Annotated in this window: 11 protein-coding genes and 1 pseudogene; 9 read left to right on the forward strand and 3 right to left on the reverse strand. The window is 74.0% G+C overall.

Translation table 11 applies throughout. From position 1 onward, the window contains the following. Window positions 1-13 precede the first annotated feature (13 nt). Window positions 14-826: a DUF3097 domain-containing protein gene (locus tag M2302_RS13745; protein WP_280838286.1), complete on the forward strand. Its 813-nt coding sequence runs from the start codon at window positions 14-16 to the stop codon at window positions 824-826. A gap of 193 nt (window positions 827-1,019) precedes the next feature. Here M2302_RS13745 and M2302_RS13750 read toward each other — a convergent pair whose 3' ends face one another. Further along, on the reverse strand, window positions 1,020-2,333 hold the full coding sequence (locus M2302_RS13750) for a serine hydrolase domain-containing protein (protein ID WP_280838287.1): 1,314 nt from the start codon (window positions 2,331-2,333) through the stop codon (window positions 1,020-1,022). Window positions 2,334-2,424: 91 nt separating this feature from the next. On the opposite strand from M2302_RS13750, the gene M2302_RS13755 reads away from it, so the two are divergent. From M2302_RS13755 to M2302_RS13770, 4 genes are all read left to right on the forward strand, one after another. Beyond that, window positions 2,425-2,898 carry an NfeD family protein gene (locus M2302_RS13755; protein WP_280838288.1) on the forward strand — a complete coding sequence of 158 codons (474 nt, stop codon included), beginning with the start codon at window positions 2,425-2,427 and terminating at the stop codon, window positions 2,896-2,898. 5 nt (window positions 2,899-2,903) lie between these two features. Then, entirely contained in the window at window positions 2,904-4,010 is a 1,107-nt protein-coding gene (locus M2302_RS13760; RefSeq protein WP_280838289.1) for an SPFH domain-containing protein, read from the forward strand. Between the two features lie 152 nt (window positions 4,011-4,162). After that, a complete protein-coding gene (locus M2302_RS13765) occupies window positions 4,163-4,954 on the forward strand; it encodes a hypothetical protein (protein WP_280838403.1) in 792 nt (263 codons plus the stop codon). A gap of 288 nt (window positions 4,955-5,242) precedes the next feature. After that, window positions 5,243-7,408: a transglycosylase domain-containing protein gene (locus M2302_RS13770; RefSeq protein ID WP_280838290.1), complete on the forward strand. Its 2,166-nt coding sequence runs from the start codon at window positions 5,243-5,245 to the stop codon at window positions 7,406-7,408. Between the two features lie 63 nt (window positions 7,409-7,471). On the opposite strand, the gene M2302_RS13775 is transcribed toward M2302_RS13770, so the two are convergent. Then, complete coding sequence (locus M2302_RS13775; RefSeq protein ID WP_280838291.1) at window positions 7,472-7,891, reverse strand: GNAT family N-acetyltransferase; 420 nt, start codon at window positions 7,889-7,891, stop codon at window positions 7,472-7,474. A 157-nt stretch (window positions 7,892-8,048) separates the two neighbouring features. On the opposite strand from M2302_RS13775, the gene M2302_RS13780 reads away from it, so the two are divergent. After that, window positions 8,049-8,528 (forward strand): SRPBCC family protein, encoded by a 480-nt coding sequence (locus M2302_RS13780; RefSeq protein ID WP_280838293.1) that lies wholly within the window; start codon window positions 8,049-8,051, stop codon window positions 8,526-8,528. Between the two features lie 214 nt (window positions 8,529-8,742). On the opposite strand, the pseudogene M2302_RS13785 reads toward M2302_RS13780, so the two are convergent. Further along, window positions 8,743-9,153, reverse strand: a pseudogene (locus tag M2302_RS13785) (thymidylate kinase); the annotation flags it as partial. Between the two features lie 948 nt (window positions 9,154-10,101). Here M2302_RS13785 and M2302_RS13790 point away from each other — a divergent pair. The 3 genes from M2302_RS13790 (at window position 10,102) to M2302_RS13800 (ending at window position 12,232) form a co-directional block, all read left to right on the forward strand. Beyond that, window positions 10,102-10,224 carry a hypothetical protein gene (locus M2302_RS13790; RefSeq protein WP_269458708.1) on the forward strand — a complete coding sequence of 41 codons (123 nt, stop codon included), beginning with the start codon at window positions 10,102-10,104 and terminating at the stop codon, window positions 10,222-10,224. Between the two features lie 559 nt (window positions 10,225-10,783). Then, window positions 10,784-11,353, forward strand: a complete 570-nt coding sequence (locus M2302_RS13795; RefSeq protein WP_210777536.1) for a dihydrofolate reductase family protein — start codon at window positions 10,784-10,786, stop codon at window positions 11,351-11,353. A 69-nt stretch (window positions 11,354-11,422) separates the two neighbouring features. Then, window positions 11,423-12,232, forward strand: coding sequence for an RNA methyltransferase (locus M2302_RS13800; RefSeq protein WP_088964527.1), 810 nt, complete (start codon window positions 11,423-11,425; stop codon window positions 12,230-12,232). Window positions 12,233-12,254 lie beyond the last annotated feature (22 nt).

Here is a 12,254-nt window from a genome sequence, read left to right on the forward strand (position 1 = left end):
TAGTTTGATCGACATGGCGCGGCGATACGGCGAGGACGTGCTGGCGGGGGACTGGCGGCGGCGGAAGGTGACCCCGGAGATCGACGCCGAGCCGGACCTGGTGGTCGAGGACGCCGACTCCGGCTTCTGTGGCGCGGTGGTCGGGTTCGAGTCCGGTGCGGTGGTGCTGGAGGACCGGCACGGTCGGCGGCGCAACTTCCCGCTGCTGCCGGCGGCGTTCCTGCTCGACGGCCGGCCGGTGACGCTGCGCCGTCCGACCCGCGCCCCGGTGCCGGCGGCCCGCCGGCGGACCGCCTCCGGTTCGATCGCGCTCGACAACGTCCGGGCGCAGGTGGCCAAGGCGAGCCGGATCTGGGTGGAGGGCGTGCACGACGCCGCCCTGGTGGAGCGGATCTGGGGTGACGACCTGCGGATCGAGGGCGTGGTGGTCGAGCCCCTGGACGGCATCGACGCACTCGACGTCGAGGTGCGCGACTTCGGCCCCGGACCGACCCGGCGGCTCGGGGTGCTGGTCGACCACCTGGTGCCCGGTTCCAAGGAGAGCCGGATCGTGGCGAAGGTGACCTCGCCGCACGTGCTGGTCACCGGCCACCCGTACGTCGACGTCTGGCAGGCCGTGAAGCCCGCGGCGCTGGGCATCGCGGCGTGGCCGGTGGTGCCGCCCGGGCGGCCCTGGAAGGAAGGCGTCTGCGCGGCGCTCGGGGTGGCCGAGCCGGCGGACATGTGGCGGCACATCCTGTCCCGCGTCGACAGCTTCGCCGACGTGGAGACGCCGCTGATCAACGCGATGGAACGCCTGATCGACTTCGTCACCGAGCCCGGCTGACCGCCCGCCCATTCGCCCTTCGCCGCCGCCTGTTGGCGGTTGGTCGCATGGCGCCGGTCCTGCTTCTGGCGGGGTGCGGCGGCCCTGAGCCGTCATGTCCTCCGAGTGCCGGGCGGTGTCCTCGCCGATCCCGGCCGGCTTCGTTCGTCCCGATCCCGGCAAGGAGGCCGCCTGCCCGGGTCTGGACCGGCGCTCAGGGCTCCTGGTCGGGGGTGCGGGTGAAGACGAACGTGGCGATGTCGAGGGCGACCGCCCGGCCGGCGTCGTCGCGGACGACGGTGAGGAGCTCGCCGTCCTGGGCGCCGGTGCGGCCCCGCCAGCGGTCCGGGCCCTCGGGGGTGAACCGGAGCACCGGCTCGCCGACCCGGCCGGCCCACAGCTCGCCCGCCGGGTCGGCGCGGAACTCGAACTCGACGCCCATCCACCACCAGCGGCCGGTCAGCTCGGCCAGTTCCCCGGCCGGCGGCGCGGCGGCCGGCCGCCACGGCGTCACCGGCTCGGGCTCGGTGTCGAGCACCAGGGTGAGCAGCTGCCGGGCGAGCCCGCCGAGGTGGGCCGAGCGAAGGCCGTACGCGTTGGCGTAGCCGACCACGGCGGTACGGCTCGGGCGGTGCACGGCCAGCGCGGCGACGTACCCGGGCATCGAGCCGCCGTGTCCGACGTAGACCCGGTCGCCCTCCCGGTAGAGCTCCACCCCGAGGCCGTGCCCGCCGGTCCACGAGTCCAGGTCGCTGATCACCACGGGCGCGCACATCTCGGTCAGCGTCTCCGGGGCGAGCACGGCCGGCACGGGGTCGGCGAGGAACGCCGCCCAGCGGGCCAGGTCCGCCACCGTGGACCAGAGCTGCCCGGCCGGCGCCATCGCCCCGGTGTCGGTACGCGGCTCCTCCCGCAGCGTGTCGTGCCAGGGGTGCACCACGTAGCCCCGGGCGTACGGCTCGGTGGCGTCGTAGGTGGTGCGGTGCATGCCGAGCGGCGCGAGGAGGCGCTCCCGGGTCAGCTCCGCCCAGGGCGTGCCGGTGATCCGTTCCAGCACCCCGCCGAGCAGCCCGTACGCCAGGTTGGAGTAGTGGTACGCCCGGTGCGGCGGGTACGCGATCTTGTCGGGGGTCAGCCCGGCGACCAGCGTGGCCAGGTCCCCGCCCTCGGTGCGCTCCCACCACTGCCCGTCCGGCTCGCGTTGCAGCCCGCCGGCGTGCCCGAGGAGCTGGCGCAGGGTCAGCGCGCCGACCGGCGTGCCGGGCAGGTGCCGCTCCAGCGGGTCGTCCAGGGCGAGCCGACCGGCGTCGCGCTGCTGCATGATCAGGGTGGCCGTCATGGTCTTGCTGATCGAGCCGAGCCGGTACTGCAGGTCGGCGTCGGGACGCGGGTGGTCCCCGGCGGCGGCGAGGTGGGCCAGCGTCCCGTCGCGGACGACACCCAGCACCAGCGACGGCGCGCGGCCGGTGGACTGTGCCTGCGCCACCAGCGCGTCAGCCCGGCGGACGGTCTCGGGCAGCAGGGGCACGGCGCTCTCCTCGGTCGGTCGTGGCCTACCTCGGCGAGCTTACTGATCATGGCGGTCGGCGCGGCGTGCGTCGGCGTGTCACGATTGATTGGTGGACGCCGTGGTGTGGATCGTGCTGGGTGTGCTGTTGGGCGTCGCCGAGATCTTCACGACGACCCTTATTCTGATCATGTTCGCGGCCGGCGCGTTCGCCGCCGCCGGGGCCGCCGCGCTGGGCGCCCCGGTCCCGGTGCAGGCGCTGGTGTTCGCCGCCGTGTCGGTGCTCTCGGTGGCGTTGGTCCGGCCGGTCATCGCCCGGCACGCGCGCAGCGCGCTGGAGACCGGTGAGCAGGCGTTCGGGGTGGAGGCGCTGGAGGGCGCCACCGCGCTGGTGCTGGAGCGGGTCGACGACGGGCGCGGCCTGGTCAAGATCGACGGTGAGCTGTGGAGCGCCCGGGCGTACGACGCGACGCAGTCGTTCGAGCCCGGTGAGCGGGTGCAGGTGATCAAGGTCCGGGGCGCCACCGCCCTGGTGTGGCAGGACGACATTTCCTCCCCCGGCGAGCTGCCGGAAGCGAAAAGGTGAGCGGTATGGAGTTTGCAGCGGTCCTGTTGGTGGCCGTGGCCCTGATCGTCGTGGTGACGCTGGTCAAGGCGGTACGCATCGTGCCGCAGCAGCGTCAGGACGTGGTGGAGCGGCTCGGAAAGTACAAGCGCACCTTGAACCCGGGCCTGAACCTGTTGGTCCCGTTCATCGACGCGGTGCGTACCAAGGTCGACATGCGCGAGCAGGTGGTCAGCTTCCCGCCGCAGCCGGTGATCACCTCGGACAACCTGGTCGTGTCGATCGACACGGTCCTCTACTACAAGGTGGTCGACGCGGTCCGGGCCACCTACGAGATCGCCAACTTCATCCAGGCCATCGAGCAGCTCACCGTGACCACGCTGCGTAACGTGATCGGCTCGCTGGACCTGGAGCGGGCGCTGACCAGCCGGGAGGAGATCAACCGGCACCTCTCCGGGGTGCTGGACGAGACCACCGGACGCTGGGGCATCAAGGTCACCCGGGTGGAGATCAAGGCGATCGAGCCGCCGGCGAGCATCCGGGACTCGATGGAGAAGCAGATGCGTGCCGAGCGGGACCGCCGGGCGGCGATCCTGACCGCGGAGGGGCACAAGCAGTCGCAGATCCTCACCGCCGAGGGTGACAAGCAGTCCGCGGTGCTGCGCGCCGACGGTGACCGGCAGGCCCGGATCCTCCAGGCCGAGGGTCAGGCCAAGGCGATCCGTACCGTCTTCGACGCCATCCACCAGGCCAACCCGAGCCAGAAGGTGCTGGCCTACCAGTACCTCCAGGCGCTGCCGCAGATCGCCAACGGCACCGCGAACAAGGTCTGGATCGTCCCGGCCGAGCTGACCAAGGCCCTGGAGGGCATGGGCGGCGCGCTCGGCGGGCTGAGCCGGATGGTCGGCGACGAGCCGACGCCGGAGGCCTCCAACACCGCCAGCGAGGTCGAGCGCGAGGCGGCCGAGGCCGCCCGGGCGGCGGCCACCGCCGCCCAGGCGATCCACGACGAGGTACGCGTCGCCGAGGCGCAGGCCACCGGCGGCAAGGCCCCGCAGGGGCTGCCCGCCCCGGAGCCGGTCTCGCCGGAGAGCCTGGTGAACGACCCGTCGGACCAGCGCGCCCGCGGCTGATCCGGCGGCCGTCCGACCCCGGACGGCAAATGCGAGAAACACTCATACGGCGTCCCGGCGCCTGCCACGATCGGTCTGACGGACGGGTGGTGGACAGGAGCCGGGGCGCCGGATGCGTCCCCGCGCCGCCCGTCGGAGCGAGCGAGGTGACCATGGACCCGGCGAAGCGGCTCTTCTCCAGCACCCCCGTCCCCGGCGCGCACGATCCCGCCGGCCCGCTGGGCACCCGCCGTACCGGTGGGGGGTTCGGGGTGCTGCCCTTCGTCGGCGACCCGGGCCCCGCGGCGCCGGCCACCAACGCGAGCTGGGCGTGGTCGCTGCGGCGCTTCGCCCGCGCATCGGTGTGGCTGCTGCCCGCGTACGCGGTGCTGTACGGCGTGGTGGCGATGGCCAGCGACGGCGGGGTGGGCAACGACCCGTACCCGGCCGACGGCCGGCCGCTCTACCTGGTGGGCTGGGTGGCCGCGGTCTGGCTGGGCCTGCTCGCCCTGCTGGCGTTGACCGGGCTGCTCGCCGCCACCCGCGACCGCAAGGTGGCCGTCACCGGGCTGCTGGTCAGCATCGCCGGCACCGTGCTGATGCTGCCCTTCGCCGGGCTGGCCGAGCAGACCCCGGTCTTCGGCACCACCGCCCGGATGCTGGTCCTGGTCGGCGCCACCTTCTACAGCGCCGGCTGGCTGTTCACCGGCTGGTCGGTGGCCCGCTCCGGGATGTTCTCGATGGGGGACGGCGTGATGCTCATGATCGCCGCCCCGCTGCTCGGCCTCGGCGGCGCGCTGATCGGCTCGCTGCAGACCTTCGGCGCCATCTTCATCCTGATCTCGGGCATCGGGATCGGCTACCGCTCCGGCCGGCTGGTCCCCGCCGCGATCGCCCGCGACGCCGCCACCGCCAGCGTCCCCACCTCGACCGGCGGCCCCCAGGGCCCCCTCCCCGCCGCCTGACCCGCCCGCCCCCGCGCCCGTGCCCGCCTTGGCCGGTTGATCAAGAAGTTTGCGTCGGGAAATGGCCGCCGGCTGACGCAAACCTCTTGATCAACGCCAGGCAGGCGGGCGGGGACAGCAGGGCCGTGAGGGGGGTGCGGGGAGCGCGGGGGTGCAGAGGGGATGACAGGGCGGAGTGGGGACGGGAGGGTTGTGGGGCGGGGAGATCGCTGGCAGGTCACGGTGAGTTAGCTGACAATCGCGTGCCGGGGTGGCCCGCTTCACGAATTGCTGGCAATCCTGGACACCATGCCCCGACCCCGGTCGCCGCTGTCGCGGCTCTTCACCGTGCTGCTCGCCGGCCTGCTGGCCGGCCTCGTTCTCGCGGTCGCCGCGCTGCCGGGCAACCTGCTCGCGGGCACCGTGGCCAAGGCGGCCCTCGGGGCGTACGACGAGCTGCCGGCGGCCCTGCGCACGCCGGCCACCCCGCAGCGGTCCTACCTCTACGCCAACGACGGCACGACGCTGCTCACCACGTTCTACGACGTGAACCGCACGGACGTGCCGCTGGCCGAGATCGCCCCGGTGATGCGGCAGGCGATCGTCGCCGCCGAGGACCGGCGCTTCTACTCGCACGGCGGGGCCGACCTGCGCGGCCTGGCCCGCGCCGTCGTCGCCAACCTGACCGGCGGTTCGGCGCAGGGCGGCTCGACGCTGACCATGCAGTACGTCCGCAACGTGCTCAAGACCGATCCCAGCCGGACCGCCGAGGAGCGGCAGGCCGCCACCGAGCAGACCGTCGGGCGCAAGCTCCAGGAGATCCGGTACGCCACCGCGCTGGAGGACTCCCTCAGCAAGGACGAGATCCTCAACCGCTACCTGAACATCGCGTACTTCGGTTCCGGGGCGTACGGCGTCGCGGCGGCCAGCCAGCGCTACTTCGGCAAGGCCCCGGCGGACCTGACCCTCGGCGAGGCCGCCCTGCTCGCCGGCCTGGTCCAGTCGCCCGACGAGTACAGCCCGATCGACGGCGACGCCGAGGCGGCGCTGACCCGGCGCGGGTACGTGCTCGACGCGATGGTCGCCACCGGCGTGATCACCGAGGCCCAGGGGGCGCAGGCCCGGGCCGAGAAGCTCACCCTGCGTCCGACCGCTCAGCCCAACGGCTGCGTGGCCACCCGGACCGACGACGCCGGCTTCTTCTGCGACTACCTGCGCCGGTGGTGGCTGGAGCAGCCCGCGTTCGGCGCCACCGCCGAGGAGCGGGAGCAGGCGCTGCGCCGGGGCGGCTACCGGGTGGTCACCTCGCTCGACCCGGACGTGCAGGCCACCGCGGCCAGCCAGGCCCGCAAGGTGTACGCCGACGACGACGCGCGGGCGGTGCCGATCGCGGCGGTCGAGCCGGGCACCGGCCGGGTGCTGGCGATGGCGGTCAACCGCCGGTACGGCGTGGCCGAGAACGAGACGGTCAACCCGCTGATCTCCGGCGGCGGCAGCGTCGAGGGCTACCAGGCCGGCTCGACCTTCAAGATGTTCACCATGCTCGCCGCGCTGGAGGCCGGCAAGCCCCTCGCCACCGGCTTCGACGCCCCCAGCCGCCTGCCCACCCGGTACGCCGCCGAGGGCGAGGGCAGCTGCGACGGCAGGTGGTGCCCGGCCAACGCGAACCCGGAGCGGATGGACGGCTACCGGATGATGTGGGACGGCTTCGGCCGCTCCGTGAACACCTACTTCGTCTGGCTGGCCGAGCAGGTCGGCCAGGACAAGGTGGTGGAGATGGCGCAGCGGCTGGGCATCACCTTCCGGGCCGAGTCCGACGCGGACTTCGCCGCGAACGACGCCGCCGACTGGGGCGCGTTCACCCTCGGCGTGGCCGCCACCACCCCGCTCGACCTGGCCAACGCGTACGCCACCGTGGCCGCCGAGGGGACGTACTGCGCCCCGACCCCGGTGGTGTCGGTGACCGCGCCGGACGGCACCAAGGTGCCGGTCGGCCAGCCGTCCTGCAAGCGGGTGCTGGAGGCCGACATCGCCCGGGCCGCGACCGACGCGGCGCGCTGCCCGGTCGGGCAGCAGTCCGCGTACGCGCAGTGCAACGGCGGCACGGCCAGCGGGGTGAGCCGGATCGTGGGCCGCCCGGTCGCCGGCAAGACCGGCAGCTCGGAGAAGAACGCCACCGAAACCTTCGTCGGGTTCACCCCGCAGGTGGCGGTCGCCGGGATCGCCGCCAACCCGGACGACCCGAGCGACGCCGTCGGCGCCGCGGTGCAGACCAAGGTGATCGACGCGGTCGCCCGGATCATCCGCGCCGCGGTCGACGGCCAGCCGGTCCGCGACTTCACCGCGCCGAGCCGCGAGCGGGCCGGCAACCCGCAGCGCCCCGAGCCGAAGCCGGCGCCCCGCCCGGACGAGCCGCGGCGCGAGCAGGAGATCCCCGACGACATCCTGCGCTGGCTGCAGAACCGCCGCGGCTGACGCCCGGCCGCACGATCGTGGACGGTCACCGTTCCCCGCCCGGGGACGGTGACCGTCGCCGGTTCAGGACGTGCGGCGCGGGCCGACCCGGAACATGCCGGTCATGTCCTCGTGGACGGCATAGCCGAAGCGTCGGTAGAGGGCGACCGACCCACCCGCGGCGAAGAGGCCCACGAAGGTACGCGCCGAGGCGCGGCCGGCGATCCACTCCTCCAGCCGACCGAGGATGGCGGCCCCCACCCCCCGGCGCTGCCGTTCCGGCACCACGGCGAGGTCCTGCAGGTAGTAGTAGATCGCCCCGTCGCCGATCAGCCGGCCCAGCCCGATCACCCGGTCGCCCTCCACCGCCACCACGGCGTGCAGCGAGGCGGCCAGCGAGGCGGGGATCGCCGCCGGGTCGTACGCGTCGGCCCAGCCGACGGCGCGGGTCACCGCGACGAACTCCTCGACGGTGGGCAGCCGGTCGACCAGTCGGTACTCCATGATCGAAGCCTAGGCCGGGTGCTGTCGACCCGAGTCGTGGGTTCCCCGTAGCGCGGGCGCCGTGACCGGAGGGCGGCCAGAATGAGGGGCGGCCGCTCGCGCCGCGGACCGCCACCGTGGGACCGGACGAGGGATGTCCGCCGAGGGGAGTGCCGCCATGGCAATGGACGTGGTGACGGAGATCGTGATCGACCGGCCGGTCGCCGACGTGGCGGCGTACGCAGGCGACCCCGGCAACGCTCCCACCTGGTACGTGAACATCGAGTCGGTGGAGTGGCGCACACCTGCGCCACTGCGGGTCGGGTCCCGCCTCGCCTTCGTCGCGCAGTTCCTCGGTCGGCGGCTGGCCTACACGTACGAGATCGTCGAGCTGGTCCCCGGCGAGCGGCTCGTCATGCGGACCGCGCAGGGCCCGTTTCCGATGGAGACGACCTACCGCTGGGAACCGCAGGGCCAGGGGCGCACCCGGATGACCCTGCGCAACCGTGGCGAGCCCCGCGGCTTCGCGACGGTGACCGCCCCGGTGATGGCGGCGGCGATGCGCCGGGCGAACCGGAAGGACCTGGCCCGGCTGAAGGCGCTGCTGGAGCGGGAGCGCGGCGGGCCGGGGCCGGAAGGTGGCAGGACGATCGCCTAGCCGCGTCGCGCCCGGTCCCCGGGGCCACCGTGACCAGCGGCCGGACCAGCCGGTCCAGGGCGGCGGCGACCGCCGTCGGGTCGGCCTCGCCGTCGAGCACCCGGAAGTCGGCGAACTCCGGCAGCGCCCGGTAGGCGGCGTCCAGCGCGGCCAGGTGGCCCAGTTCCTCGGTGTCGATGCCCCGCTCGTGCACCCGCCGCTGCGCCAGCGTGGGCGACACCGCCAGGAAGCAGACCAGGTCGGGACGGGGGAAGAGCGCGTACGCCGTCCGGACCAGCCGGACGCCCCGGTCGCCACGGGCTCGCATGATCACGTACTGGCACCAGGTCCAGCGGTCCATCACGCCCACCCGGCCGGTCAGCCGGACCCCGGCGACCGCCCGGGCCACGGCCAGCCAGCGCACCGCCGCCTCCAGCGCCGGGTAGAGGCGCCGGCCGAACAGGTGCCCGCCGTCGCGCCGCCCGAGCCGGTGGGCCAGCCGGTTCCACAGCGGGCGGCCGCCGGCGTTCTCGAAGTACGTCGCCGGGATGCCCCGTTCGGACAGCCGCCGGGCCAGCGCCCGGGCCTGCGTCGACTTGCCCGAGCCGTCGACCCCGAGCAGCGCGATGATCACGGGACGGGCCATGCCCCGGCACGCTAGTGCGGTGTCCACGAACGTTCACCGGGTGTCCGGTGAGGGTTGTGGATCCTCGCCTTTCGGGCGAGCGACTCCCCACCGGATGGTGGGGCGGGCCTCCGCGGGCCAACTGATCCTCGCGCCACCAGGGGTGGGCGGCGGGGGTCACGCCGGGACCGGCCGGCACCGGGCAAGTGCCGTCCGGCTCGACGGTGCGTGAGCACCCCGGGCAGCACAACTGCGGCTGTGGGGGTGGTGGGTCCGCCGCCCGGGATGCGGGTGGCGATGATGGCGGCCGCGACCAGGTCGCGGTGCCCGGTGAGCTGGCAGTGCGGGCAGGACAGGCTCCGCCCACGCGGTTTGGGTATCCGCCGCCGGCAGGCGGGGCAGGTGGAGGAAGTGCCACGTTCATCCACGAGGTGGACGGTGATACCGGCCAGGGTGGCCTTGTCGGTCAGGACCTGCATGAGCTGGCCGACCTGCCATTGCCGCAGCCGCAGGTTGTGCCGCCGCCCCGCCGGTACCTCGAGCACGCCGCGGGGGTCCCCGACGTGCAGCACGCCCACCCGATGGCGGACCGCCCAGGACACGACCGTGGCGGCGGCTTCGTGCTGGGCCTGACGGACCCGACGCCGGTGCCGGCCCTGCACCAGACGGGCCCGGCGACGATACTTGCGCCACCGCCGCGACCCCCGCTGACCCGGCTTCGGGGCGCGGCGGGCGACCGCGCGGCCGCGGGCTTTGCTGTCGGCCAGGTGCATGCGATGCTCGGCGCGAATCGCCCGCCCCGACACCAACAGCCCCTCCCCGTCCCGGCCGGCCACCGCATACGGGTGAATCACACCGAGGTCTACCCCCGCCACCCGACCCGGGTCCGGCCCCTCACCCGGCGTGTAGGTGGCGACCGGCACCTCGGCGGTAACGTCCAGGAACAACCGGCCACCCTCACACAGCAGCGTGACCGACCGAACCTGCTCGGGCGGGTACGGCAGATCCCGGGCCAACCGCACCCACAACGACGGGCTGCCCTTCGCCACCGGGATACGCACCCCGCGCCCGTCCACCGTGAAGGTGCCGTGATACCAGCGGACCGGCACCAGCCCACGCCGCCGCCGCGGGAACCGCGCCGACACGTCACCGCTGTTGCGGCGTTTCGCCGCTGCGAACCACGCGTCGGAGAACCGGCGCAGCACGGACCTCGCACCCGTGCTGTCCAACTCGGCGAACGTGCCCGGACCCGACGCCGCCAACTCCCGGCACAACTCCTGATAGCCCACCAGCGGGGCGTCCCCGCGGCGACGCCGCCACCCGTTGATTTCCAACAGGCACGCCCACACGTCACCGGCCGAACGCAGCAACCCGAAACACCGCCGCCGCTGCCCCACCGTCACCCACAACCCCACTCGAGCAGTGCGATACACCACCCGAGGACCGCACGGATCACGACGACGAGGCATACACCGAAGCCAACACCACCCCTACGACACTCTCGCACCCGACACCACCCGGCCAACGTTTGTGGACACCGCACTAGCCGGCCCGGGCAAGAAAATCTCCGCCGAGCTGTCGGGAACCGGCGCCCCGCTCCGACCCACCGGTGAGAGCGCCCATCGGAGGCGCCCGGGCGTGAGGAGAGATCATGCGCAAGGTCGTGCACTGGGTCCACCAGTCCCTCGACGGCTTCATCGAGGGCCCGAACGGCGAGTTCGACTGGCCGTCGATGGGGCCGGAGCTGTCCGCGTACTCCCTGGAGCTGACCGACCGGGCCGGCGCCTTCGCCTACGGGCGCAAGGTCTGGGAGATGATGTCCTGGTACTGGCCGCGCGCCGAGTCGATGTCGACGGACCCGCACGACCTGGCCTTCGCGCCGATCTGGCGGCGGACCCCGAAGGTGGTCGTCTCCCGGACGCTGACCGGGGCCGAGTGGGACGCGCAGGTGGTCGGCGGCGACGACCTCGCCAAGGAGATCACCGCGCTCAAGGAGCAGCCCGGCGGCGACCTGCTGCTCACCGGCGGCTCCGGCGCCGCCGCCGCGCTGACCGCGCTCGGCCTGATCGACGAGTACCAGGTGATCGTGCACCCGGTCCTGCTCGGCGGCGGCCGGCCGGTCTTCCCCGGCGGCCCGGAGCGGCTGGACCTGCGGCTGGCCGGGTCGCGCGTCTTCGACGGCCGGACCGTGCTGCTGCGCTATGAGCGTGCGGCGGGGTGAGGGTGGCCCGGGTCGCCCCGGCGACCCGCCCCGGCCGCCGCACCACGGGCACCCGGCAGAATCGTCGCCGTGCCCGTCCACCAGATCACCGACCCCGACGACGACCGGATCGCCGACTACCGCGCGTTGACCGACGTCGAGCTGCGTACCCGCTGGGAGCCCCCGCACGGGCTCTTCATCGCCGAGGGGGAGCTGGTGCTGCGGCGGGCGCTGCGCGCCGGCTACCCGGCCCGGTCGTACCTGGTGGACGCCAAGCGCGTCGACCAGCTCGCCGACCTCGACACCGGCGACGCGCCGGTCTACGCCGCCACCCCGGACGTGCTCCAGCGGGCCACCGGCTTCCACGTGCACCGGGGCGTGCTCGCCTCGTTCCGCCGCAAGCCGCTGCCGGCCGCCGCCGAGGTGCTGGCCACCGCCCGCCGGGTGGTGATCCTGGAGGACGTCAACAACCACACCAACCTCGGCGCGATCTTCCGGGCGGTGGCCGGGCTCGGCGTGGACGCGGTGCTGCTCTCGCCGACCTGCGCCGACCCGCTCTACCGGCGCAGCGTACGGGTCAGCATGGGCGAGGTCTTCGCCGTCCCGTACGCGAAGCTGGAGCCCTGGCCCGACGCGCTCGCCGAGGTACGGGCGGCCGGCTTCACCGTGCTGGCGATGACCCCGGCCCCGGACGCCGTGCCCATCCAGCGCCTCGACGCCGCCCAGCGGGCCCGTGCCGCGCTGCTGCTCGGCGCGGAGGGCGCCGGGCTGACCCGGGCGGCGATGGAGGCCAGCGACGCCCGGGTGGTCATCCCGATGCGCCGCGGCGTCGACTCGCTCAACGTCGCCGCCGCCACCGCAGTGGCCTGCTGGGAGCTGGGCCGCGACGACCCGCTCTGAGCCCCCACGGCCGGCCACCGGG

The sequence above is a fragment of the Micromonospora sp. A200 genome (assembly GCF_029893845.1).
Classification (GTDB): domain Bacteria; phylum Actinomycetota; class Actinomycetes; order Mycobacteriales; family Micromonosporaceae; genus Micromonospora; species Micromonospora purpureochromogenes.